At 44.6% G+C, this 26,368-nt stretch carries 21 protein-coding genes and 1 pseudogene; 16 read left to right on the top strand and 6 right to left on the bottom strand.

What is annotated here, in order from left to right; all coding sequences use genetic code 11:
• Positions 1-106: 106 nt before the first annotated feature.
• Complete coding sequence (locus MiSe_RS35350) at positions 107-415, bottom strand: hypothetical protein (RefSeq protein ID WP_226589058.1); 309 nt, start codon at positions 413-415, stop codon at positions 107-109.
• A gap of 486 nt (positions 416-901) precedes the next feature.
• Here MiSe_RS35350 and rplU point away from each other — a divergent pair, with 486 nt between their 5' ends.
• The 4 genes and pseudogenes from rplU (at position 902) to MiSe_RS35330 (ending at position 3,841) form a co-directional block, all read left to right on the top strand.
• The gene (gene rplU, locus MiSe_RS35345; RefSeq protein ID WP_226589055.1) at positions 902-1,300 is read left to right on the top strand and encodes a 50S ribosomal protein L21; all 399 of its coding nucleotides are present in this window, start codon (positions 902-904) and stop codon (positions 1,298-1,300) included.
• A gap of 30 nt (positions 1,301-1,330) precedes the next feature.
• Positions 1,331-1,606 (top strand): 50S ribosomal protein L27, encoded by a 276-nt coding sequence (rpmA, locus tag MiSe_RS35340; RefSeq protein ID WP_226589053.1) that lies wholly within the window; start codon positions 1,331-1,333, stop codon positions 1,604-1,606.
• Between the two features lie 528 nt (positions 1,607-2,134).
• Positions 2,135-2,545: pseudogene (locus MiSe_RS35335) on the top strand (IS4 family transposase); the annotation flags it as partial.
• Positions 2,546-2,761: 216 nt separating this feature from the next.
• Positions 2,762-3,841: a glycosyltransferase gene (locus MiSe_RS35330; RefSeq protein ID WP_226589050.1), complete on the top strand. Its 1,080-nt coding sequence runs from the start codon at positions 2,762-2,764 to the stop codon at positions 3,839-3,841.
• 4 nt (positions 3,842-3,845) lie between these two features.
• Here the strand turns inward: MiSe_RS35330 and MiSe_RS35325 are convergent, their stop codons facing one another.
• Positions 3,846-6,008, bottom strand: coding sequence for a glycosyltransferase 61 family protein (locus MiSe_RS35325; RefSeq protein ID WP_226589047.1), 2,163 nt, complete (start codon positions 6,006-6,008; stop codon positions 3,846-3,848).
• A 146-nt stretch (positions 6,009-6,154) separates the two neighbouring features.
• On the opposite strand from MiSe_RS35325, the gene MiSe_RS35320 reads away from it, so the two are divergent.
• The 4 genes from MiSe_RS35320 to MiSe_RS35305 all read left to right on the top strand — a co-directional run bounded on the left by MiSe_RS35320 (position 6,155) and on the right by MiSe_RS35305 (position 13,911).
• Positions 6,155-9,340, top strand: a complete 3,186-nt coding sequence (locus MiSe_RS35320) for a class I SAM-dependent methyltransferase (RefSeq protein WP_226589044.1) — start codon at positions 6,155-6,157, stop codon at positions 9,338-9,340.
• Between the two features lie 186 nt (positions 9,341-9,526).
• On the top strand, positions 9,527-11,917 hold the full coding sequence (locus tag MiSe_RS35315; protein WP_226589043.1) for a glycosyltransferase: 2,391 nt from the start codon (positions 9,527-9,529) through the stop codon (positions 11,915-11,917).
• Between the two features lie 58 nt (positions 11,918-11,975).
• A complete protein-coding gene (locus tag MiSe_RS35310; protein WP_226589040.1) occupies positions 11,976-12,848 on the top strand; it encodes an ABC transporter permease in 873 nt (290 codons plus the stop codon).
• A gap of 163 nt (positions 12,849-13,011) precedes the next feature.
• Entirely contained in the window at positions 13,012-13,911 is a 900-nt protein-coding gene (locus MiSe_RS35305) for an ROK family protein (protein ID WP_226589037.1), read from the top strand.
• Positions 13,912-14,139: 228 nt separating this feature from the next.
• Here MiSe_RS35305 and MiSe_RS35300 read toward each other — a convergent pair whose 3' ends face one another.
• Both MiSe_RS35300 and pyrG read right to left on the bottom strand, forming a co-directional pair.
• Positions 14,140-14,559, bottom strand: coding sequence for a hypothetical protein (locus tag MiSe_RS35300; RefSeq protein WP_226589034.1), 420 nt, complete (start codon positions 14,557-14,559; stop codon positions 14,140-14,142).
• A gap of 166 nt (positions 14,560-14,725) precedes the next feature.
• Positions 14,726-16,450: a CTP synthase gene (pyrG, locus tag MiSe_RS35295; RefSeq protein WP_226589063.1), complete on the bottom strand. Its 1,725-nt coding sequence runs from the start codon at positions 16,448-16,450 to the stop codon at positions 14,726-14,728.
• A gap of 299 nt (positions 16,451-16,749) precedes the next feature.
• On the opposite strand from pyrG, the gene MiSe_RS35290 reads away from it, so the two are divergent.
• The 6 genes from MiSe_RS35290 to MiSe_RS35265 all read left to right on the top strand — a co-directional run bounded on the left by MiSe_RS35290 (position 16,750) and on the right by MiSe_RS35265 (position 23,680).
• Positions 16,750-17,325 (top strand): pyridoxamine 5'-phosphate oxidase family protein, encoded by a 576-nt coding sequence (locus tag MiSe_RS35290; RefSeq protein WP_226589032.1) that lies wholly within the window; start codon positions 16,750-16,752, stop codon positions 17,323-17,325.
• A gap of 60 nt (positions 17,326-17,385) precedes the next feature.
• Positions 17,386-19,152, top strand: coding sequence for an N-acetylmuramoyl-L-alanine amidase family protein (locus MiSe_RS35285; RefSeq protein ID WP_226589061.1), 1,767 nt, complete (start codon positions 17,386-17,388; stop codon positions 19,150-19,152).
• A gap of 150 nt (positions 19,153-19,302) precedes the next feature.
• A complete protein-coding gene (locus MiSe_RS35280) occupies positions 19,303-19,950 on the top strand; it encodes a ribonuclease H family protein (protein WP_226589030.1) in 648 nt (215 codons plus the stop codon).
• Between the two features lie 21 nt (positions 19,951-19,971).
• Positions 19,972-20,514, top strand: a complete 543-nt coding sequence (locus tag MiSe_RS35275) for an NUDIX hydrolase (RefSeq protein WP_226589027.1) — start codon at positions 19,972-19,974, stop codon at positions 20,512-20,514.
• A 30-nt stretch (positions 20,515-20,544) separates the two neighbouring features.
• Complete coding sequence (locus MiSe_RS35270) at positions 20,545-22,497, top strand: PAS domain S-box protein (protein ID WP_226589025.1); 1,953 nt, start codon at positions 20,545-20,547, stop codon at positions 22,495-22,497.
• 4 nt (positions 22,498-22,501) lie between these two features.
• Positions 22,502-23,680, top strand: a complete 1,179-nt coding sequence (locus MiSe_RS35265; RefSeq protein WP_226589023.1) for a hybrid sensor histidine kinase/response regulator — start codon at positions 22,502-22,504, stop codon at positions 23,678-23,680.
• Positions 23,681-23,686: 6 nt separating this feature from the next.
• Here MiSe_RS35265 and MiSe_RS35260 read toward each other — a convergent pair whose 3' ends face one another.
• Positions 23,687-24,526, bottom strand: coding sequence for a mechanosensitive ion channel family protein (locus MiSe_RS35260; RefSeq protein ID WP_444980597.1), 840 nt, complete (start codon positions 24,524-24,526; stop codon positions 23,687-23,689).
• A gap of 846 nt (positions 24,527-25,372) precedes the next feature.
• On the opposite strand from MiSe_RS35260, the gene MiSe_RS35255 reads away from it, so the two are divergent.
• Entirely contained in the window at positions 25,373-25,600 is a 228-nt protein-coding gene (locus tag MiSe_RS35255) for a hypothetical protein (RefSeq protein WP_226589018.1), read from the top strand.
• The gene (locus MiSe_RS35250) at positions 25,572-25,862 is read left to right on the top strand and encodes a hypothetical protein (RefSeq protein WP_226589015.1); all 291 of its coding nucleotides are present in this window, start codon (positions 25,572-25,574) and stop codon (positions 25,860-25,862) included. The genes MiSe_RS35255 and MiSe_RS35250 overlap by 29 nt, the downstream gene beginning before the upstream one ends.
• Here MiSe_RS35250 and MiSe_RS35245 read toward each other — a convergent pair.
• Positions 25,845-26,087, bottom strand: coding sequence for a hypothetical protein (locus tag MiSe_RS35245; RefSeq protein WP_226589011.1), 243 nt, complete (start codon positions 26,085-26,087; stop codon positions 25,845-25,847). The genes MiSe_RS35250 and MiSe_RS35245 overlap by 18 nt on opposite strands.
• Positions 26,088-26,368 lie beyond the last annotated feature (281 nt).

The raw sequence follows: 26,368 nt of genomic DNA, 5'->3' as shown, positions 1-26,368 counted from the left end.
AGGCGGATGGTTCAGCCGTCTCTGCTGTAGGAGGGGAAGTAAGACCAAAGATGGGACGAAAGTCTCACCTGCGGCATTCGCCTATGAGTACAGAAGCCCCATCCGCCTATGCGGTGGGGTAGTTCACGCTTTCTAAATAGGCGAGGGGAGAAGCAATGGCGACGAATTCTTCTAAGGTTGGCTCTTTATTGACCTTTTCCCGGTAAAATTTTATCCCTCTGGTGGCTATTCCCACAAACGAAAGTCCCGCCGCCGCAACAGCAACTGGAGGCGCGACTAATAAACCCAGTGCAATTGCTAATTCCAAAACTGCTTTGGAAACTTCCGCGCCGGACTCTGCTGCTTCTGTAGGTTGCCACAATTCCCGCACGTCTTTCTGCAAAAATTGCCAAATCTTTTGAAGCTGTGTCGCCATTGTTATTTCTATACCCGATTAAAATAGATACCGCTGTGTCGGCTTGCTTTCCAGAAACACCTCTACCCGAATTTTGTAGAAATGTGGTGCGTTACTAATTTCTCGCTTTTCTCGTTTCTCGTTTTCTCGTTCCAAGGCTCTGGCCTTGGAACGTGGTTTTGGAGGCTTTGCCTCTGGTCAGTCGCCTAGAGGCAGAGCCTCCAAAAGCCGTTCCCACGCAGAGCATGGGAACGAGTTAACGAGTTAACGACTTAAGAGCATGGGAACGAGTTAAGGTCAGGGGCGGGCTCGCTTGACAAACTAGCCTCAAATCAGAAATAATAGTAGATTGTGTCCATTCCTGCTCGGATCAGGTCGAGGCATTACAAAGCTGTTTGGCAATCGGTCATAGGCGATCGGTAATTGGCAACAAACGATTACCGATTACCGATTACCGATTACCGATTACCCAAAAAGCTACCTGTACGGCAACTCTAGAAAAATCTCATGACTTACGCAATTATTGAAACGGGCGGCAAACAACTGCGCGTCGAACCAGGCCGCTTCTACGATATCGAACTGCTGAAGGACGAAGCAAACTCGCAAGTCACTATCGATAAAGTTTTGTTCGTTCAGCATGATGGCGGCGTTAATATCGGTCAGCCTTGGGTTGAAGGCGCGACGGTACAAGGCACGGTGATGCGGCATTTTCGCGGGCGCAAAGTTTTGGTATACAAGATGAAGCCCAAGAAGAAAACTCGCAAAAAACGGGGACACCGTCAGGAAATCACCCGCCTGATGATTGACTCAATCAGCATGAATGGTGCTGTTTTAGCCGCCAAGGAAGCAGCAGCAACTCCAGCGCCAGAAGCAGCACCAGAAGCAGCTGAAGCAACTGCGGAATAATAGTAAAGAATAGGAATAGCGGAGGATATCATGGCTCACAAGAAAGGTACTGGTAGTACTCGCAACGGACGTGACTCAAATGCCCAGCGTTTGGGCGTCAAGCGCTACGGCGGTCAAACTGTTCGCGCTGGTAATATCCTGGTGCGTCAGCGCGGGAAGAAGTTTCACCCCGGTAAGAATGTGGGTATTGGCTGCGACGATACCCTATTTTCCCTGATTGACGGCGTTGTCACGTTTGAAAGAAAGGATAGAACTCGCAAACAGGTGAGTGTTTACCCCGTCCCAGCGCCTGTTGCTGCTAGCTAGTCACATCTAGTGCAACTCTCGCAGAAACCCGGTTTCTCAAACAATACCTGCGCCAAAATCCCACCCTCTTGGGTGGGATTTTGGGTGAAAAGCCTCTATAGATGGCTGGTGCAAAATAGTTTGACCGCTGAGGCGGGATGGAAATGAGCTGCTGGTGTGGGTGTTTAAAATTGTTTCAATCCTGGTTAAGCTGACACCAGAACTGTTGCCAATTCAGGCAATGATTGCTACTTTGCTTGAGCTGCAAGGTCCCTTAGTGCCGCTGACCAAAACCCGGACTCAAGTCTGAGTTCCCGTCGCCAGTACGGAGATCAGCTAGAGTACCGCCGTCTCCCTAGCTCTAGTTTAAAAAACAGTACTCTAGAGGGTCACATCCAGACAGATATCTAACGCAAGTTGCTAGTTATAAACAAGGGCGTTGCCAGCTTGCTAATTGCTAATTGCTAATTGCTAATCTTGGATTTTTACCAATCTCGCCATTAGCCATTAGCCATTAGCCGCTCCCAGAGATAACTAGCAACTTGAGTTATCTATCAAATTCAACTGCTGCACCAGCAATTTGCCCAGGCTCTAAATGTGGCGATCTTGCTCAAAACAAATCTTCGCACCCCAGCTTGCTCTCATGTGATTTTATTCACCAGCGACCTGGAGTTATCTGATGACAAGCTGATCGACTATTACAGTCTGCGCTTCCCAATAGAGTTTAACTTCCGTGACCCTAAGCAATTCTGGAGATGCAAAGATTTTATGACTGTTAACCCCACCCCAGTCACCAATGCCGCCAATTTATCTTTCTTCATGGTCAATTTGTCCCATCATCTACTCGACCAGTTTCATGCAGCTAATCCACCCTGGGGACTTGTGGACCTCAAGGCATACTGCCGAAGTGACAAATATGTAGACGAGACGATAAAATTGCTGCCACAAAAACCTGAGCCATGCCAAACCAACGATTTTTCGGAGCGCCCTTTGTTTCTTTGTCTAAGTCATAGCTATAATATATCCAATTTAATTAAAGCGGGCTGACAGCAATAACACGTCGGTAAAAATATCCATAAAAACTCAAAAATTTAGATAAACCGGATGAAAGAAATAGAGCCAATAGCCAAACCTTTTTTGTCACTTTGCATGATAGTCAAAAATGAAAAATAAAATTTGGCAAGGTGTTTGGCCAGCGCTAAACCTTATGTTGATGAAATGATTGTAGTAGATACTGGCTCTTCTGATGGAACACCTGAAATTGCTCTTAACTATGGAGCGAAAGTGAGTTATTTCGAGTGGTGCGATGATTTTGCAGCGGCTCGCAATTACTCTATTTACCAGGCATCTGGTGACTGGATTCTGGTATTAGATGCAGATGAAGAGTTAGTAGTCGAAACAGAAAATTGGAAACACCAGCTAGCGGCAAATCCTGAAGTAACAATCTATGGAATGGTGTTGTTACATGCTAATATAAAGAACCTCAAGGGAGGTTTTCATGGAAGACTGTTTCGTAACCTACCAGGTCTGAGATATATATACCGCTTTCACGAGCAGATCAACTATCCAAATACCAAGATAACTATCAGCCAATTAGAGGGAGTTAAGATACTGCATTATGGAAATATCTCTCCAGATAAGGTGAGACAAAAACTTATAAATCGCGATATTCCCATACTCGAACGAATGCGAGAAGAAGAAGGGTTTAGTCTATGGCATTTGGATTGTCTCGCTCACAAGTATAACCGGATTGATCGGACAGAGAAAGCTGAAGAATGTTATGCAGAAATTTTAGATAAGCTTTCACCCCATTTGATGGATGGAAACCCACCAGAGGATCTTTTCTGGATTGCTACCTTACTTCATTTGTTAGGGACGCAATATTTTGAACACAAAGATTATGAAACAGCCAGATTGCTTTGCCAGCGAGGACTTGAATGGTGTCCTAATTATCCTCCACTCAATCATCTTGCCGGTGAAATACTAAAAGATTTAGGATTTCCCTTGGGAGCGATCGCTTATTTTGAGAATTGTATAAAATTGGGTCAAAACGAGGATTACTATATAGGAGAACCTTTTGAAATGAGTTTCTTAACTACCTATCCTGCCTATAATATCGGTTGTACCTACTTGGAAATGAAACGCCCGCAGGATGCATTAGTAGCATTTGAAATGGCGTTGGCATTCGCTCCAGACTTTGCGCCCGCTCAGGAAAGAATAAATGAAATTAAACAATCGTTCGCCACAGATGCTTAGCTTTCTAGATTGCTCCGGCAAATCTCATAATTTTTAACAATTCATTGATATTAACAAAAATATCTTCCAGTCGTGCGTCTGGGTATAAAAGTTTATGTAAATAGAACCCTTCCGGATTTTCTCCTTGTAAATAGTAATATGCCAAACCGATTTGATTGCTAATCAGCCAATAACAAGGATATACGTAATTCGGTGAAAAAATCTCTATTACCTTAGTTCCGGGATTGCAGAAGACAGTATTAGTCAAGCCACCGCCGTGAGGTGCTACTACAACTTTAGCATGAGCTAACAAGGCGGCTTGTTCAACTACTGACATTGATTCAAGGATGACGCTTCTAAAACCGTATTTAGTTAAACAGCTTACGATTTCATCTTCGTTGATAATTCTGCGATTTGGAGCTGGTTTACGGCTAATATATATCCGCTCTATTTTTTCGGTTTCAATCGTTTTTTTATGTAAAAATTCCTGACGCAAAAAATTACAAGCCCATTTTGGCATCCAAGCTAAGCTACTGGGGAAAGATGGAACGACTAAGCTTGTTGCTTGGATGTGAGGATACTCATCAGTTTCTAGGATTTTTGTTTCTGGAATTCCTAGTGCTTTGAGGGTTTCTTTTTGGAAAGATAGACGACTGCTGACTAAAAATTTATCGATAGTAGCTATGTCTATACCGCTTTTATCGAGTAATTCAATGCGGGGTAGGATATCAAACATCCAATGAAAATATGTGTCGTTTAAGAGTCCGGCTAAAACGGCTACGGTTCCATCTATCCTCTGAATAGGCGGTAATTTACCTACAGAAAAAATAGAATGTTTGCTGGGATGTTTATCTGGATGTCCTGGACTTAAAACTGGAAAATCTGGGGAAATATCTCCTAACAGTTTATTATCGGCGGCGATGACGGCACTTTTATCCTGTTTTTTATTTAACCAGAAACGTCCGTCTGGCACTATGGCAACAAAGGTGGCTGGTAATTCAACTTGACTGCCGAATCTAAAGCTAAAATGTATCGCAGTATCGGGTGTTTTAGGGGGAGTTAAATAAAGGGTATTGTTCGGATAAATATTTAGATAATGTTTGTCTATATTATAGGTATTTGCCCAATCCAAGGTAGATTCATAAAAATATTTTGGCGGTTCAAATGATAGGATTTCTTGTGATGCTTTTGTTGAATTATCTAGCTTATTTTGTCGGCTGACAATAATATCGGCATCCGGGTTAAATTCCAGGGCTTTTTGATAAATTTCCCTTGCTATGGCTGACAAAGTATCTGTTCTGTCGATTATTTTAGCTAAATACAAGAAGGTGTCAAAAGAATAAGGATGAAGGTGTAAATATTTTAAGAAACAGGCGTTATCGTTAAATACTTCCTTAGATTGGCTTTGGTTTTTCAGGGTGTCAATGAAGCGACAGTAAGATTCTAGGAAACTTACTGGGATGGCTTGATTAAACAATTTAATTGCGTCATCGAGTTGACCTTTTTGCAGGAGAAGATATCCCAGATCGCCGTAGGGTTGGGTGGAGTCTGGTTTGAGTTGAATGGCGTTTTGAAAACAAGCGCTCGCTTCTGACACCATCCCCAAAAAAGAAAAGCAAAGCCCTAGATTGTAAGCTGTTTGATAATTATCTGGTTTGAGTTCTAAAGCTTTTGAATAGCAAGCGATCGCGCTTTCAAAATCTTCTAACTTATGACACACACTTCCCCACTCTTCGTAAGCTTCAACATAGTCAGGTTTGAGAGCGATCGCATTTTGCCAACAGTTGATCGCTTCATCGAAATTTCCCTGCTGCGCTAGAGCATTTCCTAAATTGTAGTAAACTGTGCAATCATTAGAATCTAATTCTAGTATTTGCCAGTATATTATCTCTGATTTCTGGAACTCTCGGTTATCTAAAAATTGAAGAGCTGCGGTTTGTAATACTTGTAATAGTTCCGCCGTTACTGCATCCATTTCATCTGGAGTAACTTGAGTTATAGCTGATAGCCAAATAGCTTGAGCTTCTGATTCTTCCCCTTGCAATAGCATTGCTATTCCCAGATACCAGTAGTTTAACGTTATAGCCGGTTCAGTATTAATGCCTTGTTCGCAAAGATCGCTCGCTTCATCATAATAACCTTGAGCTAGGTATGCGGCTAGTTGTTGCTGTAATTTATCGATATCCATATATAACCTAACTAAAATTAGCAAATAAGCATTCTCTCAGTGTGGCATCAAAGTGCATATTTTGACAATATATCAAGCACTGAGTCGCAAGCGTGGTAAAATAAAGACGACCCAAGCAAGCCTGTGAAAGCGGATCGGGGACTCCTGTGGAAATCATTATCACTGCGGCGAATGCAAACTACTTTGAACTGGTTCAAGGCACTGTTTTATCTATCCGAGAAAAACCACAGGGGCGAAATGCGATCGTTGGCTTTTTCGATCTAGGTTGTACGCCAGAACAGCTGCAATGGTTACAGGAACGAGTCAATATCATTAAACAGCCTGATTGGGAGTTTAACTTTCCAAGTATTAATGAAGCTCCAACTCATTTAAAAGGTTTGTTAGCACGTCCTTTTTTGCGTAAATACTTTCCCAATTTTGACATCTATCTATGGATAGATGCCGACGCCTGGATACAAGACTGGAAAGCAGTTGATTTATTCATCCAAGGCGCCAAACGGCGAGGCTTAGCAGTTGTTCCTGAAATTGACCGAGGTAGCCACATACAATATGGCTCTTTATCCGGCTATTGGCGAACGACTTATGGTTGGTACAAAAAGGCTTTTGGTGACGAAGAAGCTGAAAAATTCTATAGTTATCCGATGGTGAACGCAGGTATTTTTGCGCTTCACAAAGATGCGCCTCACTGGGAAGTATGGCAAGAATCTATTGATAGAGCAATCCAAAACTTTGTCTGTACAATGACAGACCAGATAGCACTTAATTACAGTATCTATAATTGCGGATTGTTCGCTGAAACTGAAATGCTTCCAGCTTGGTGTAACTGGACTTGCCATTTTGGTTTGCCAGCTTGGGATCGAGAAAAATCTTGTCTTGTAGAACCATTCTTACCTCATACACCGCTCGGAATTATACATTTAACTGGAGAAAAGCATGACAGACTAAACTTAGTGTCCACTGACATGGATCTAGTTGAGGGCAGCTTACGCTATAGCGAAATATCTCTGAAAGATAAACAAACAATTACTTCAAGTTTGTTGCCGGTTGGAGATTATGTATCTCCTGGATTTAAAATTATTCAGCCGGATCGCTGTTTTCCCAATATGATTATCGGGGATACCAGTGGTTGTCCTTGGCCTTATTTACGGCGGGAAATTCCTCATAACTGGTACGCAGATAAGCGCCATCCATACATCGGATTTGTCAGTCGCGATGAAGCCCATATTCTTTATAATACGGCGCTCAAATTTAAAGGCAAAAAAGTTTTAGAAATAGGCTGTTGGATGGGTTGGTCAGCTTGTCATTTAGCTTTGGCAGGAGTTGAGCTAGATGTTATCGATCCAATATTAGAAAAACCAGAATTTTACGAAAGCGTTAGCAACTCACTGCAAGCAGCGGGCGTGCTTGATTCGGTTAGACTCATTCCTGGTTATAGTCCGGAAAAAGTAGAGGAAATTGCAACTGAATTTCAACGCAAGTGGTCGTTAATTTTTATTGATGGAAATCACGACGCACCAGGCCCTTTGAATGATGCTATTATCTGCGAAACATTGGCTGAAGCAGATGCTTTAATTCTGTTTCACGATTTAGCTTCCCCCGATGTTGCTCAAGGTTTAGATTACCTGAAGCAAAGGGGATGGAATACGATGATTTATCAAACCATGCAAATTATGGGAGTGGCATGGCGAGGCAACGTCGAACCTGTTATTCATCAACCAGACCCGAAGATAGAATGGCATTTACCCGAACATTTGCAACATCATCCAGTTAGCGGAACGAATAAACCACAAATAGGTAAACAAGATTTTAGTCTGGAGCGGTTAATTAAGCTAGTTGACAAAGTAGAGTCAGAAGTTAGGCAGCTTAATATTACTGAAGAAGTAGATGTTAAGCAAGCCATTGAATTCAACCAACAGGGAAGGGAGTTTTTTATACAAGGGGATTTTAACCGGGCATTAGTAGCTTTTAAAAATGCAGGAAAACTTAATCCCAGTTCTGGGATAGCCAATAAATACCTGAGCCAGCTTTATTGGCAAACCGGAGATTTTGCAGCTAGTCTCAAGCACTACTTACTAGCAAAATCCGGACATGGAGTATTGAGCGATCGCGAAATAGATGAATTCCAAAACCTGCTTGCAGCAATTCGACCATTCACCCTGTTAAGCGAAGCTCGATTATTTTCTTTATATACCTTAGCGCGGCAAATTTGTATAGATGATATTCCCGGAAATTTTGTTGAGTGCGGCACTTGCAAAGGCGGAAGTGCAGCGCTGCTAGCATTCGCAATCAAACGCTATAGTCTGCGCCCCCGAATGTTGTATGCTTTTGATACATTTGAGGGAATGCCCGACCCTACTGATGTTGATAAACACAACGGAATACCTGCCAATGACACGGGTTTGGGAGTCGGGACTTTAAAAGCGCCAATTATTGAGGGTTTAGATGTAGTTTGTCAAGCTTTGGATGTGAGAGATATTGTTGTACCCGTCCAGGGGTTGTTTGCCTCAACATTGCCTGAGTCTAAATCAAAAATAGCTGATATTGCTTTACTTCACGCTGATGGGGATTGGTATGAATCAACGATGGATATATTTAATAACCTGTTCGCTCAAGTTGTAGATGACGGAGTTATCCAAATCGACGATTATGGTTTTTGGGAAGGTTGTCGGAAAGCAATTCACGAGTTTGAACGTTCTCAAAATATGTCATTTCCCCTGGTGAGAATTGACGAGACGGGTGTGTGGTTTCGCAAAGCAGATGCAACTGTTTCGGAATGCGATCTCTGGCGTACTATTTGGTACTTGGCGGAAGCAGCGGAGAAAATTGGCGATACAGTCTTAGCAGAAAAAGTTGCCCGCGCTACCTTAAAATTATTACCGGGGTTAGTCGCTGGCGAAGCGATGTTAGCGCGCCTGCAAAAAATTCCCGAGTTGAATTTAAGAGCTATAAACCTGATAATATTCCCAGACTGGACTCAACCTGAAGAGTTACTGCTGCAAGAATTGGAAAGCATCATCAGAGTGCTGCTGACTCATCCTGAGAGAAGTCGAATCACTCTCCTCGTAGAAACCAGCAATATTTCTAAAGACTCGGCAGATTTGGCAATTTCTGATGTAGTTATGAAAATTTTGTATGAAGAAGAGTTAGATGTGGATGAATCACCGGAAATTTCATTCGTCAGTCATCAGGTTATGGAGCAAAACCAATGGGAAGCTCTGCGTTCCCTGATTCATACCCGAATTATCATGAACAATGAAAACCGTATGGCAATAACAGCATCGGGACTTGCAGCTGTACCATCTTGTGACATAGCTAGTTTTAGGGAGCGATGAATCTTTCTAAACTTTCATTACCCCGTTTTTTTAGCCGTCCCAATCTTTCCATACAGTTTCTCCTAGTGGGACTCGTATTACTTTCGCTTTCGTACTGGTAGCTTTCAATCTATCAAACCCCACGCCGCTAACGTGGTAAAATCAAAGCAACCCAACTAAGCCTGTGAAAGCAAATCGAAAATTCCTATGGAAACAATCATCATCACCGCAGCAAACGCCGATTACTTTGAACTGGTGCAAGGCACTATTTTATCTATCCGAGAAAAAACACAGGGTGCAAATGCAATTATAGGGTTTTTCGATCTGGGCTGCACGCCAGAACAACTTGAGTGGCTACAGGGAAAAGTAAATATAATTAAGCAACCAGATTGGGAGTTCAACTTTCCTGGTAAAGATGAAGCTACCGTTCATTTTAAGGGATTATTAGCACGTCCTTTCTTGCGGAAATACTTTCCCAATTTTGACATCTATCTGTGGATAGATGCAGATGCTTGGGTACAAGATTGGAAAGCTATTGATTTATTTGTTCAAGGAGCCAAACGCGGAGGATTAGCAATTGTTCCCGAAATAGACCGGGGGAGCGAAATCCAGTATGGGGGATTACGTAAATTTTGGTGGCAATGGGTTTATAACAAATATCAAGAGGCTTTTGGCGAGGAAGTCGCAGAAAATTTATATAGCTATCCCGTACTAAATGCCGGGGTGTTTGCACTCCACAAAGATGCGCCTCACTGGGAAGTTTGGGCAGAATATTTAAATCAAGGATTACAGCAATCTGTCTCCTTAATGAAAGCTCAATTTGCGATCAATTTGTCTGTTTATCAGGGTGGATTATTCGACAAAACTGAAATGCTTCCGGCATGGTGTAACTGGAATTGTCAACATGCTTTTCCAAGTTGGGAGCAAGAAAAATCCTGCTTTGTAGAACCCTATTTACCCCACACGCCTATCGGCATTTTGCACCTGTCAGGACCTGTGAAAGAAAAACAGATTCAACTGAAAACAACTGACGGATATATGGTTGAAGTAAAACTACTTTATCAAGTAACTGACCAACTGAGTCCCAAGCAAAAACCAGCTTTAAATCCATGCTATGAGTTAATGCCAAAGGGATCCCGTAGTTCAGCTCAACAAATCATTCCTCTACTGATAGAACTGCTGCAACCGTTCCCCCCTAATACTGTTGTGGACTTAGGGTGCGGTCTGGGAAATTGGTTAGCAGTCTTTAAAGAGTTTGGCATCGAAGACTGCTTGGGTATAGATGGAGAGTATCTAGATCCTAATCTGCTACAAATCCCCCTGAGTCAATTCACCTCACATGACTTGAAGCAACCTCTGCCAATCGAGAAAAAATTTGACCTAGCAATTTGTTTAGAAGTTGCTGAATACCTGCCGAGTGAATGCGGCGAGCAATTGATCAACTCGCTCACCCAACTGGCACCAGTTATTCTTTTTTCAGCTGCTATACCCTTTCAAGCAGGCTTCCATCTTAACGAACAATGGCCTCAATATTGGGTAAACTTGTTTCAAAAGAACGGCTATGCGGTCGTAGATGTGCTGAGAAAAAAAATATGGAGTAATGAAAAAGTAGAGCCTTGGTACGCTCAGAATATCTTCATTTTTGTTAAACAAGACTGTTTGTCCAGATATCCAGAACTGGAAAAGGCGTACCAGAATACTAATATTTCTCAGTTGGCAATTGTGCATCCAAGGATTTATTTATACAGTTTATCTACAAATCAGCCGAATGTCTTTGATCGGCTGCCTTTGCCGCCAATCAACGTTTTTGTAGAACCAGAAAAACAGCCTTTGGTATCTGTCGTTATTCCCTGCTACAACCAAGCAAAATTTTTACCGGAGTCGGTGGCTAGCATAGTAGCTCAAACCTACGAAAATTGGGAAATTATCATCGTCAATGATGGCAGTCCGGACAACACCAGCGAAGTCGCACGCAACTTGATAGCAATTTATCCTGATAAATCAATCCGGTTAATAGAAAAAGTCAATGGGGGAGTAGCAAGTGCGAGAAATGCTGGGATAGCGGCGGCAACAGGTGAATACATAATGCCACTCGATGCAGATGACACATTAAGTTCAAATGCGCTGGATTATCTCATGAATATCTCTTTAAAATCAGAAGTTCCATGCGTGGCATTTGCTTCCCACAGAGTGTTCGGGATTGACCATACCATGTTGAGGCATAGTTATGACATGTATTCTGCCGAAAATATCAAGAAGTTTAATATGCTTCACCCGTCCGCACTTTATCACAAGGTTGTTTGGGATTTGGTTAAAGGCTACAAAGAGAACATGATCGTACAAGGCTATGAAGACTGGGAATTTTGGATTAACTGCCATAGACAAAACATTCCTTTTTTAGGAACTAGAGAATTTCTGATCAATTATCGCCGAACTGAGGGTTCAATGATTAGCAATGCCACAAAAAAACATCAACAGTTGTTGGCAGAAATTATTTGCTACAACCGGGAAATTTTTGATGATGAAACTATCAAAGCTGCTGAAGAAATACTCGAAGCCGAGCAAATTAAACTTGCTGCTGCCCCAACTTGCGAATAGCAATAACAGCATCGGGGCTGGAAGCTGTACCATCTTGTGAAATAGCTAGTTTTAATCGATGAACCTTTCTAAACTTTCATTACCGAGATGGCGTTTTTCAGGGCGTCCCAATCTTTCCATGCAGTTTCTCCTCGTGGGACTGGTCATCACTTTCGCGTTCGTACTGGTAGCCGTTTTTGCACCAACTTTTCAAGCCTGGGGATGGCTGCAAAACCCTACTGAGTCGCTCTCTAACCCGATTCACGAACCGCCTTCAGGGCGTTATTGGTTTGGCACGAGTAACCAAGGCTACGATGTGTTCTCCCGCACGCTGTTTGGCAGCCAAGCGGCGCTGCAAGTGGTGATTTTGGCGACGATGCTGAGTCTGGTTGTTGGCGTGCCGTTGGGTTTAGTCAGCGGTTATCTGGGCGGCAGATTAGACCGAGTACTGTTGTTTTTGATGGATACAATTTATACGCTGCCGGGGTTGTTACTGTCAGTAACGCTGGCGTTTGTGGTGGGGCGGGGGGTTTTGAATGGCGCGATCGCACTGTCGATCTCGTACATCCCGCAATACTATCGCGTTGTCCGCAACCACACGGTCAGCGTTAAAACCGAATTGTTTATCGAAGCGGCGCAAGCAATGGGCGCGAACACTTGGACGGTTTTATCCCGCTATCTGTTTTTAAACGTGATTCAAAGCGTGCCGGTACTCTTCACCCTCAACGCCGCCGATGCGATTTTAACCCTGGGAGGTTTGGGATTTTTGGGATTGGGACTCCCCGACGACGTGCCAGAGTGGGGACACGATTTAAAATTAGCCCTGGAAGCGTTACCTACCGGCGTTTGGTGGACGGCAATGTTCCCCGGTTTAGCTTTAACCCTGATGGTTGTAGGATTATCTTTGGTGGGAGAAGGGTTAAGCGAGTTTATCGATCCGAGAAAAAGGTAATGGCTAATGGGTAATGGCTAATGGGTAATGGCTAATGGGTAATGGCTAATGGCTAATGGCTAATGGCTCATGGGTAATGGCTCATGGCTCATGGCTAATAGTAAAATACTTTTCGCGCCAGATCGCAGTTAACAAGCCAGCAATTAGCAATTAGCAATTAGCAATGAACCAAGTTATCGGGATTGATTTAGGGGGAACGGCGATTAAACTGGGGCGGTTTAATCAAGATGGGAACTGCTTGCAGTCCCTAACCATACCCACACCCAATCCGGCGACACCGGCAGCGGTTTTAGATGCGATGGTAGATGCCATCGCTCAAATCGATCCGCACAAAAATGCGCGAGCAATTGGCGTTGGTACTCCGGGTCCCGCCGATGCCGCTGGTAGAATTGCCATCGTAGGAATTAATTTAGATGGTTGGCACAATATTCCCTTGGCAGATTGGTTAGAAGCAAAAACTGGATTACCTACAATTATCGCCAACGATGCTAATTGTGCCGGATTGGGAGAAGCTTGGTTAGGGGCGGGGCGTCGATTTCGCAACTTTATTTTACTCACCTTGGGGACGGGTGTCGGCGGCGCAATTATTTTAGATGGAAAATTGTTTGTCGGTCATCAAGGCGCTGCGGGTGAGTTGGGATTGGTGACTTTAAATCCCGATGGTCCACCTTGTAACAGCGGTAATCAAGGTTCTTTAGAACAATATGTCTCGGTTGTAGCAATTCGCCGCCGCACCGGAATGGAACCGGAAGAATTGGGCAAACTTGCCAAAGCAGGCGATCCTTTCGCGTTGGAATTTTGGCGCAACTACGGACGAGATTTAGGTATTGGTTTAACCAGTTCGATCTACATTTTGGCGCCGGAAGCGGTTGTAATTGGCGGCGGGGTGAGTGCTAGTGCCGAGTTTTTCTTTCCATATGCGATCGCCGAAATCGAACGTCGGGTTCTACCCAGTTCGCGCGCCCGGTTGCAATTGTTACCCGCAGACTTGGGTAATTCTGCGGGAATGGTCGGTGCGGCAAAATTAGCGCAACAGGTAATAGGTAATAACGCAAGTTGCTAGTTATAAACAAGGGCGTTGCTAATTGCTAATTGCTAATTGCTCATATAGGATTTTTACTGATTGAGCCATTAGCCGCTCGCCAGAGAGATAACTAGCAACTTGAGTTAATAGGTAATAGGTAATAGGTAATAGGTAATGGCGTTCCCAGGCATAAGGCGTGGAAGGGTAATAGGGAAAAATTTCCATTAGCCATTAGCCATTAGCCATTAGCCATTACCAATTACCCATTCAAGGTAAAGAATGTCCAGTTTCCCGTTGAATGTACTTGATGACTTTTTGGTAGTCTTCTTTGTTACTCTGGGGGTTGATAATGATAGCGATCGCGCCATCTGGCAACCAAAACTTTATCCTGCCGTTCGGTTCGCACTCAAAGCTACTGATGCACTTGAGGTTCACCAAATATTTATTTCTTTCATAGGTAAGTTCTACCCAGTACTCTTCAAAAGTCTGCCCCCTCACCTCTTTAATGTAGGTCTGCACTTTTTGATGGGCGTCTGGGTGTCCTTGGGGGTTGAGAACGATCGGAAAACCACTATCCGGTAACCAAAATTTTAGCGTCCCGTTTTGCTCGTAAACAAAAGCACTAACACGGTCGAGATCGATTACATATTGATTCCTCTCGTAACTGATTTTGATCCAATAGGTCACGCTATTTCCTCACAACCGCAATTTCCCAGCTGCTTGATTTTTAGATGCAATAGGTTTATTTCCGATCATAAAGCGAGCTATTCGCAGGGTAAGCATAATTTGCCGCTTTTTACAATAGCTCGTGACGGTTTTTTAGGTAGCAGTAGCCCAGCATAGCTGGGATAATTCAGCGCGCCTTCAAAGTTGAGTTTGGATTCCCATCGATAATTTCTATTTTCTCCCCAGACACATCCGGCGCAGAAGTTGAATCTGTTGAAACAACTTCTTCGTTCCCCTTCCCATTAGGGCGTTGGTCAACTTTGGCTAACGCCGCAGAAATAAACCCTTTAAACAAGGGGTGGGGATTGCTGGGGCGGGATTGAAATTCTGGGTGAAATTGCGTGGCAATAAAGAAGGGATGATTGGGGAGTTCGATAATTTCCACCAAGCGCCCATCGGGAGAAGTCCCGCTGATTTCATACCCGCTTTCTAGAAACAAGTTGCGATAGGCATTGTTGAATTCATAGCGGTGACGGTGGCGTTCGTAAACCACTTCCCGCTGATACAGACGACTTGCCAGGGTATTCGATGCCAAGCGGCAAGGATACAAACCCAGCCGCATGGTGCCGCCCAACTCTACCACATCGTGCTGTTCCGGCAACAGGTTGATCACGGGATTGGGAGTATCGGGGGCAAATTCAGCGCTATTGGCATCTTTTAAACCTGCCACGTTACGCGCCCACTCTATTACACAACACTGCATTCCTAAACACAAACCTAAAAACGGAAGTTGACGATCGCGCGCGTATTTCACCGCTGCAATCTTGCCATCGACGCCCCTGATCCCAAATCCTCCAGGTACGACTAAGCCCTGGACACCTTCAAGATAGCGCTCTGCGCCGTTTACTTCAATATCTTCTGAGTTTACCCACCGCAGGTTCAACTCGCCCCCTAGGGCGATCGAAGCATGGCGCAGCGCTTCTACTACAGAAAGGTAAGCATCGCTTAATCGGACATATTTCCCCACGATCGCGATTTCAATCCGGTTTGTCGGGCGATACAATCTGTCTACTAAAGTTTGCCACTGTTTTAAATCGGGTTGGCGTTGTTCGAGTTGCAATAAATCCAGCGCCTGGTGTGCCAGTCCTTCCCGTTCCATCATCAGCGGCACTTCGTAAATTGTATTGGCATCGCAAGCGTTAATCACCTGCTCAACTGGTACGTCGCAGAATTCCGAGAGTTTTTGCTTTAATCCTGGGCTTAACGGGCGATCGCTCCGGCATACTAAAATCTCCGGTTGTATCCCTATCGAGCGCAATTCTTTCACCGAATGCTGCGTCGGTTTGGTTTTCATTTCTCCCGCCGACTGTATCCAAGGTACCAGCGTTACGTGCATGTACAGCACGTTTTGCCGCCCCACATCTTTACGGAACTGGCGAATTGCTTCCAAAAAAGGTAACGATTCAATATCTCCCACCGTGCCGCCTATTTCCGTGATTACTACATCCGGATTTGTATTTTTTGCCACTCTGCGTATGCGTTCTTTAATTTCATTCGTGATGTGGGGAATGACTTGCACCGTACCACCTTGATAGTCGCCCCGCCTTTCTTTATTAATTACTGCCTGATAAATTGACCCTGTGGTAACGCTGTTGAGGCGCGACATCGAAGTATCGGTGAAGCGTTCGTAGTGTCCCAAGTCCAAGTCTGTTTCAGCACCATCTTCGGTGACGAATACTTCCCCGTGCTGAAACGGACTCATCGTTCCCGGATCGACGTTAATATATGGGTCGAGTTTTAATATCGAGACTGAATAATCTCGCGACTTGAGCAGGCGTCCTAAACTCGACGCCACAATTCCCTTGCCGATACTGGAAACAACACCGCCGGTTACAAAGACAAACTTAGTCATAGAATGCTTAAAAGTAGACTCAATTCCTATGCCACCCCGTTCATTCTGCCACATTGTTGACCGTTGGGCAGCTTGTACTAATACCCCACGCCAGCACTGCCTGTATGACCTGCCAACGCACCCCGCCAACCAAAACTAATCTATGTTACCCAATTTTGAATTTTACAGGACTGACGGATATAGGCAGAAACCCGGTTTCTAGGAACGTTGAGAGGTGAAAATTTCACAAATCTCCCTTCCCCCTCTACTCCTCTTTTGCTTTTTGTGTCGTTTCTAGTGTAGTTTACGAGGTTTTCACAATGGCTAAGTTTTACTCTAATTTGAATGAAGATTTACAAAATTTTATTTCAGAACAAAAATTATTTTTCACAGCGACTGCCCCCAAGTCGGGACGGATTAATGTATCTCCTAAAGGCATAGATACGTTTCGCTGCATTGATAATAGAACGGTTGCCTATCTAGATTTAACTGGCAGTGGCAATGAAACCGCAGCGCATTTACATTCCCAGGCAGATCCTCCGAACGAGGTATGTAGAATGACGATTATGTTTTGTAGCTTTGCAGAAAAGCCTTTAATTCTGCGTTTGTACGGACGCGGACGGGTAATTGCTCCCAGACATAAAGAATGGGAGAATTACTATGAATTATTTGAACCAACACCGGGAGAACGTCAAATTATCGTAATGGATATTGATGCGATTCAAACTTCTTGCGGTTATGGCGTACCGCTGTACGAATTTAAAGCAGAAAGACCCAGCCTGATAGAATGGGCAAAAAAGAAAGGAGAAGGGGGAATTGCGGCATATTGGCGCGAGAAAAACCAAACAAGTATTGATGGAATTCCCACAAAGATTTTTGAAGATGCTAATGGCTAATGGCTAATGGCTAATAGGTTATGAGCAATTAGCAATGAGCAATTAGCAATGAGCAAAAAAATGAAAACAATCTTAGGATTAGTCACAATCGCAACTGTAATCGCTTCTCCAACCTTGGCAGCACAACCTCTTTACCTGGCGTATCCGCCGAATAATCACAGAACGACATCTGACCGGATTTTCTTTATTGGAACTGCCCCGCCTTCGGGAAGAGTTCGGGTAAATGGCAAGACAATTCAACGGAGTCCGGCGGGTCATTTTGCTCCCAGCTTTCCCCTGAGAATCGGAGATAATGTCTTTACGTTTCGCTACCGAAATCAACAACGACGAATTAAAGTAACCCGGTTATCGACACAACCAAGTTCTCCGGTAGGGTTGGCATTTGGGAAAGATTCTTTAACCCCAAGGGTGGATATTGCCAGAATGCCGGGGGAAGCGATTTGTTTTAGCGCAATCGCTCCCGCCAATGCCACGGTAAATGTAAAATTGGGCGATCGTACAATTCCTTTAACTGCTCAACCTGCCAAGGTTATTCTGCCTGCCAATTCTGCCGCCTTAGTTGGACAAAATCTGCCCAATTCAGTCACGACTCAAAACCTCCGGCGCAGCAGTAACTATCGAGGATGTGGGACGGGGGAGTCCCCCGCCGAATGGGGACGTCCCGAGTTTCAACTAACCATAAACGGCAAAACAATTACCGAAATCGGGCAAGGTAATATTAAAATTCTCTCGCAGACTCAACTAGAAATTGCCGAGGTGATTGTTGATGGGGGAATTGCCAGAACGGGACCGAGTACTGATTATTCTCGCCTAACTCCGCTACCAAAAGGAACCCAAGCATCGATTACTGGCAGGGAAGGCGAGTGGGTGCGACTCGACTACGGCGGATGGATAAATAAAGAAGAAGTGCGGATTTCTCAAAGTTCGGTGCCGCCGCGTTCTATTATTCGCAGCATCACAACTCGTCGCGTTGCTGGAGCGACAGAAGTGGTGTTTCCGCTGCAAGTTCCCGTACCCGTCAGCGTACAACAGGGCGATCGCATTTTAACCCTGACTCTCCACAACACCACCGCCCAAACCGATATTATTCGCCAAGATGACGATCCGATTATTTCCCGCCTCGACTGGCAACAAATTGCACCCGAGCGAGTGCAATATACTTTTAACCTGAAATCCCAACAGCAGTGGGGTTATAAACTGCGATACGATGGCACGAGTTTAGTATTAACGCTGCGCTATCCTCCCAACAGTGCCAAAACAGCAGACAAACCACTATCTGGAATTAAAATATTACTAGATCCGGGACATGGGGGGAGGGAATCTGGCGCAGCGGGACCTACGGGTTATTTAGAAAAAGATGTTAACCTGACCGTATCGAAACTGATTCGGGACGAATTAGTAGCGCGAGGTGCGACCGTAATCATGACGCGGGAGGATGATAGCACTTTATCCCTGCCAGAACGGGTGGCAATAATTGATAGAGAGGAACCGGCGATCGCTCTCTCGATTCACTATAATTCCTTACCCGACAACGGCGACGCTTTTAATACTAAAGGCATCGGCATGTTTTGGTATCATCCCCAAGCTCATAGTTTATCGATGTTTTTGCACGATCGTTTGGTGGGAAAACTCAATCGTCCTTCCTACGGCGTGTTTTGGAATAACCTCGCCCTCGCGCGTCCCGCATCCGCCCCATCTGTATTATTGGAATTGGGATTTATGAGCAATCCTTTTGAGTTTGAATGGTTGATGAATCCTACAGAACAAAGGAGATTGGCACTGGCGATCGCTGATGGGATCGCCGCATGGTTTGCTATTACTAATTAACTCAAGTTGCTAGTTATCTCAATGGTTAATGGCTAGATTGGTAAAAATACAAGAGCAATTAGCAATTAGCAATTAACGGCGAATTTTATAACTAGCAACTTGCGTTAATTAGCCAATTACCCATGACCAATTACCCATGACCAATTACCCATGAATTATGAAACGGAAATCCAACGCGCCTTCACTCCCCAAGAACGGACAGGTATCAGCTTGTTGCCATCTTTTGAACCCGATATTTGGGTAGTTGTTGACGGCGGACATCCGGCACCCCTAGATGCAGTTGGTTCGGGTGCTGGTGTCGTTATTTTGCAACGTTCGTTATTTGATATAGAATCAGATAAAAACAATTTCAGTCTCGACTGGCAACAATATAGCTATGCTTTGGAAACCAGCGAAAACTCGACGAATGCCGAAATTTTTGCAGCGATTAAAGGGTTGTCAGAAGTGGCAAATAAAATTGGGCAAAAATCCATTTGTTTGCTCAGCGATAATACTGCGGTTAATACGCTTCAAATTAAACTTTTGGTGATTGAATTGGGACTGAAAAATGCTCAACGCTATATTAAAGAATTACAGTCACCGCCGTTAAAAGAATTAGCGGATTTATTTTTGCGTTCGCAGCCCTGTAAAATTATATCTTTACAAGAGTTACAACCAGAAGGTTTTAATATAGTTTTAATGGCTGCCCATCAGGCGGCACACGAACTGGCAACTAAAGCTGGTATAACTCTACGACAAGGTTTACAATCATTTGTTAGTGAGGACAACAGTCTTCAGCAACTCGAAAATCAGGACTAAAGTCCTTACTACAAACGACTTATGCTCGAAAAATGGAAAATTCTGAATTCAAAATTCGTTTTTGAGAACAAATGGTTTAAAATAAGACAAGATGAAGTAGAATTGCCAAAGGGTAAAAGAATCGATGATTTCTTTGTCCTGGTTCGTCCGGATATTGTTTTAACATTGGCAATAACTGGCAAGCAAGAAATTGTTTTTGTGCGGCAATACAGACACGCGACAGGTGAAATATTATTAGAACTTCCCGCCGGAAGTTTTAATCCAAAATTAGAAAGCGCCGCCACCGCAGCGCGACGAGAACTCGAAGAAGAAACTGGTTATATTCCCCAAGAGATGATTCCTTTGGGGAAGCTTTATGATAATCCGATTAAAGATACCAATACCATTCATCTGTTTTTAGCAAGAGATGTTCGACCATCGGGATTTCAGCAGCTAGACGCTACAGAAGAGATTGAAGTGGTATTAGTGCCGGTTTCTCAAGTCATGGAAAAGATAGTCCAAGGAGAAATTAGAGTTTCTGGAACCTTGGCAGCCCTTTTTTTAGGATTAAGTCAATTAAAATAGGAGGTAAATCGCCGCTTGACCTTGTAACCGATGATTGATATTGCGCCTTGTCACCTTTGCGGGTTAGTTCGCGGTTTATTCAAGACAATCGCCGAACGCCAAAAAGCTAAAGAGCAGCTAGAAATTAAACTAAGAGATAGCACGGCTGAATTAGCGGCGCTAAAAGAGCAATTACAGCAGGAAATTGCCGAACGTCGGCGAGTAGAGGCGGCGTTGCACGAAAGCGAGCAACTATTCCAACAACTGGCAGAAAATATCGATAGTATTTGCTGGACGATCGATGCTAAAACCAGACAGATTATCTATGTTTCTCCCCAGTGCGAAAAGATTTGGGGACTGTCTCGTGCTGATTTATGCGCTGCGCCTGAATATTTTTTAGATGCTATTATCCATCCAGAAGACCGCGATCGCATCATCGCCGCTTTGAAAGCACCAGACCCGGGTAAGTATGAGCAAGAATATCGTATCCTGCGCCCGGACGGCGAGATGCGTTGGATCAGATCCCGTTGCTTTCCCATCCGCGATCGCGCTGGACTTGTTTACCGCATTGCTGGGATTGATGAAGATATAAGCGATCGCAAACAGACAGAAGCTGCGTTGCGAGACAGTGAAAAACGCCTGCAAGCAATAATTTCCACCCTCTGCGATAGCGAAGCGCGACTGCAAACAATTGTGGCTAACTTGTTAGATGGTTTGTTAATTGTAGATCGTCGGGGTCGGGTGCTGTTTGCTAACCCGGCGGCGGGAAAAATTTTCGGTTGCGAACCCGAAGATTTAATCGGCGTTGAGTTAGGATGGCCTGCTATAAAGAACGATATCATCGAATTAACCATTCTGCGCCCAAATAAAGAAGTCGGCATTGGAGAAATGCACGTTGCTCCAACCGAATGGGAAGGAAAATCCGTCTGCATTATCTCATTGCGGGATATCACCGAGCGCAAACGAGCAGAAAACGCTTTATGCGAAAGCGAAGCAAAATTTCGCCAGATGGCAGAAAATATTGCTAATGTGTTTTGGTTGGCATCTCCAGAGGGTAACCAGTTGCTCTACGTCAGTCCAGCTTATGAGAAAATTTGGGGACGCCCGATCGCAGCAGCGAATGGCAAACCGCAATTTTGGATAGAAACAGTGTATCCGGAAGACCGAGAAGCTGTGCTTGGTGCGATCGCCAAACAACTCCAAGGAGAGTCTACCAGCAATGAATATCGCATCCTCCGACCCGATGGTTCGATTCGCTGGATATGGGCGAGGGGTTTTCCCATAAAAGATGAGTTTGGTAAACTTTACCGCATCGCCGGAATTGCTGAAGATGTGAGCGATCGCAAAATTGCCGAAGTGCAAATTCAAGCTTCCCTCCACGAAAAAGAAGTATTGCTCAAAGAAATTCACCATCGCGTCAAAAACAACATGCAGGTAATTTCTAGCTTGCTCGAACTCCAAGCTCAATACCTTGACGATCCCCAGACTATCGCGCTGTTTCGAGAAAGTCAAAGCCGCATTCGTTCGATGGCGCTAATTCACGAGCAATTGTATCAGTCACTACATCTAGACAAAATCGACTTTGCTAAATACATCAAAGACCTCACAACTAATTTGTTTCAATTTTTCGGCAACCACTCTAATGCCATTGAACTAAAACTTAACCTGGCTGAATCTTCGCTTAATATAGAAACAGCCATTCCCTGTGGTTTAATTGTGAATGAACTGGTTTCTAACTCGCTGAAATATGCTTTTAATCAAGGAATGCCTGGGCAAATTAGTATTGAATTGTTCCGGGATGAATTGATGAAATTTCATCTAATTGTTAGCGATAATGGAGTTGGCTTACCTAAGAATTTTAATATAGAAACCGCAGCAACATTAGGACTGAGATTAGTCCGAATGCTGACCCGTCAGCTCAAGGGCTTTCTGGAAATTGACACCGATGGGGGAACGCGATTTAAGCTGGGGTTTTACGAATTAAATTACCGCCGGAGAGTTTAAGGCAATGGCTGAAAAAAAGATCTTAGTGGTAGAAGATGAAGCGATTGTAGCCGAGGCCATAGCCGAGAGCTTGAAAAAGCAGGGTTACGAGGTTGTGGCGATTGTGACGAACGGGGAAGAAGCGATTGAAAAAGCCGCCCAAAACCAGCCGGATTTGGTGCTGATGGATATTGTATTGGAAGGGGATATGGACGGGATAGCAGCTGCGGAAAAAATTCGCACTCGTTGCCATATTCCAACGGTATTTTTGACTGCTTATGCCGATGAAGAAACCCTGAAGCGAGCCAAACTAACAGACCCTTTCGGGTATATTATCAAACCTTTCCAACAAAAAGATTTATACGTGACGATCGAAATTGCCCTGCACCGACACGAATTGGAAACAAAACTGCGTCAAGCTTTGGAAACAGCCGAAGAAAAAGCCGATCGCCAAACCAAATATGTTTCGCTGGCAGCGCACGAGTTACGCAACCCCTTGAGCGCGATTGTAGGTTCGGCGAAATTACTCGAATTGAATAGCAGCAAATTAGACGAAAAAACCCAAGTTAAATGCCTGGATTTAATGAAATCTGCCAGCCAAAGTATGAACCAGTTGATTGAAGATATGCTCGTCATCGGTAGAGCAGAATCCGATCAATTAAAGTTTAATCCTGCCCCGCTTAATTTAAAAGAATTCTGCCGCCATCTGGTGGAACAAATGCAGCTAGGAGTAGAAGAAAAGCACCGCATAACCTTCGTCTGCACCTCAAGAAAAAGCGTTGCAGTTTTGGATCAACGGTTATTGCACCACATCCTTTCTAATTTGCTTTCCAATGGGATCAAATATTCCCCCAAAGGCGGCGAAGTGCGTTTACAACTAGAGTACTTGGAGAAGTGGGAGCAGCGTAGCACAGGCGTCTCGCCTGTGGGAGATCTGGAGAATTACCAATTCCCAATTCCCCATTACCCAATGGTAATTTTCCGCGTTCGAGATGCGGGTATCGGCATTCCAAAAGCAGACCAAGAAAAACTGTTTGAAGCGTTTTACCGATGCAGTAATGTAGGGGAAATTAAAGGCACTGGTTTGGGACTGGCAATTGTCAAAAAAGCAGTAGAATTACATCGGGGAGCGATCCGATTTGAAAGCGAAGTGGGTGCAGGGACGACCTTTACCGTCATGTTGCCTTCACCCACCGACAAGTAAGCTTTATTACCGAGGCAGCATTAAGTACTGAGCTGGAACAAGGTAACCAGCTTCGCCAAAAGTATCGCAGATCATTTTATTGGTAGCAAAATACACCTGCCAGTAATTGTCGTTATGGCAATAGGGGCGGACGGCAAGGACGAGACCACCTACACTAAACTCAAGAATTTCCACATCCGGTGCCGGATCGACGAGGACGTTGGGGATATCCCTCAGTCGCTCTTTTAACAGGGCGATCGCTTGTTTGCAATCGACACCGCTGTCAAGTTGAGCCACTAAGTCAACGCGACGGTAAGGATTTGTGGAAAAGTTTTGAATATTGTCGTCGAAGATTTTGTTGTTACCAACAATCGTCATCACGTTATCTACTGTATTGATCCTGGTTGTAAACAATCCAACTTCCTTAACCGTACCCGTGACGCCCCCCGCGCAAATAAAATCCCCGACTTTGAAAGGGCGAAAAATAATTAAAAATGCACCCGCTGCAAAGTTAGCCAGCAGTCCGCCCCACGCTGCACCAATCGCCACCCCCGCCGCCGCCAGCAAAGCAGCAAACGAAGTTGTCTCGATGCCAAAGAAACCCAGCATCGCCACAATCAGAATGATTCTCAGCGTCACTCCGATAATCGAGAGCAGATAATTAATCAGCGTTGGGTCAATTGGCTGGGTTCTCAGACCTCGCTTGATTAGACTGAGGCTAAGTGCGATTAACTTTTGACCGACAAACCACAGAGCGATCGCACCCAGGAGCTTGAGTCCAAATTGGGTTAACAGATCGAGTGCAGTTTGTCCGATCTGACTCAACCCAGAGACTGTTTGCGCCGCCTGGGTTTGCACCGCTTGCATCGGAACCTGAACTGGAGGCGGAAGCGGAGTAGCAGCGGGAGTCAACGTCTCTATCGGAGTCGGACTAGCAGCGGGAGTCAACGTCTCTATTGGAGTCGGAGTAGCAGTGGGACTCTCTGTCGCCGCCGGATCGGGGGTGAGAGCTTGGGCAATCAGATTTAGAATCATAATAAATTTTGGCTCTTGCAGGCTTTTCTTCCATATCTGAATAGAGAAAATGATAGCGTTTTGATCCAAGTTTGCCAGAGACGGCGAAACTTCTGTATCTGGGCTTACTGTTTTGGGCGCAGGAGCATGATTTTTTTTGCTAAGTATGTGAGTATAACTAAATTGAACAAGAGGCGGGCTTTGCGCCCACCCCACAAGAGTCTGAAATTCTTGTGGGGTGGGCATTGGATCGGGCCCCACACTTGCATAACTATTTTCACTTTATTTACTTGTACCTACTTATTGGGTAGGTGGGCGATATGCATACCCTAGCTTGCGCGAACGCTTCCCAATAATCTTTGCCTTAACTGCCTATTGATTAGCCGCTTGTTGCTGCCTTCGGCATGAGCAACAAATCCCTTTTCCCACAAAATTCTTGGCTAATTGCTAATTGCTAATCGCTAATTGCCTCCAGAGCAGCCATTAGCGATTAGCTATTAGCAGTTACACAACCGTTGCCCAGGGACATGATATTATTCCCGATTCGGGTGAGGTGATGAGCATTATGACCCGACTCTTCAGGCGCAAGCACACCGTCTAAGTAGCAGAACTGGCGCCAGCGCAGCGGCAGCGAGGCATATCGCCTACGATACCCGCACGCTGGCGCCAGTTTTTCCCATCAATCAGAGAGGAAAAACCATGACTAACGGTAACCAACCAAACGGCGACGCACCCCAACCAAAACCGATAGACACGCTAGAAAGTTTTGTTGCAGCGCTGGATATATCAGTTGATATTCTGGAAAACAGAATCAACACCATAGAAGACGAAGTTGGGAGACACAGCGAAAAACTAACCGAGCTAGAACAAAAATTTACCGATATTTACGCAGACGAAGATGACTGGAAAAAAATGTCTAACACCTGAGCGCACCGCGCAGCGCATAGCCAAAAACAAGCTGATGGAGGAAAGAGCAGCAGCAGTCAAGGAACGCTGGGAGAAGTTGAACGCAGAAAGCGCCAATAGCCGCAATCGCAAATCACCGCTAGTCGAGTTCGTTGACGATTTGGTGCATCGTCCGCCCAACGTGGAACAGATGCGCCAGATCAAACAACTGCTACTAGAAGAACAGCAAAGCATAGCTCAACTAATTACCCTAATCGACAAATATCTAGCAAATAAAAACTGATTTGCCACCTGTTTTAACAGGTTTTGTCGGGGCACGGCGTCGATAACGTTTGATTTCTCTCGCCAGATTATCTCTTGTTCCCGAAAGCTGGAAATTTATCGGCTCGAACACACCAGAAGTAGGGGCACGGCGTCGATAACGTTTGATTTCTCTCGCCAGATTATAGAATGCCGTGCCCCCACAGTCTGAAATTTGTTTGATTAAACACACCAGAAGTAGGGGCACGGCGTCGATAACGTTTGATTTCTCTCGCCAGATTATAGAATGCCGTGCCCCCACAGTCTGAAATTTGTTTGATTAAACACACCGAAAGTAGGGGCACGGCGTCGATAACGTTTGATTTCTCTCGCCAGATTATAGAATGCCGTGCCCCCACAGTCTGAAATTTGTTTGATTAAACACACCGAAAGTAGGGGCACGGCGTCGATAACGTTTGATTTCTCTCGCCAGATTATAGAATGCCGTGCCCCCACAGTCTGAAATTTGTTTGATTAAACACACCGAAA

It is taken from the genome of Microseira wollei NIES-4236 (genome assembly GCF_020521235.1).
Classification (GTDB): domain Bacteria; phylum Cyanobacteriota; class Cyanobacteriia; order Cyanobacteriales; family Aerosakkonemataceae; genus Microseira; species Microseira wollei.
Note: the sequence above shows the minus strand (reverse complement) of the source record. Positions and strands in the feature narration are given on the sequence as shown.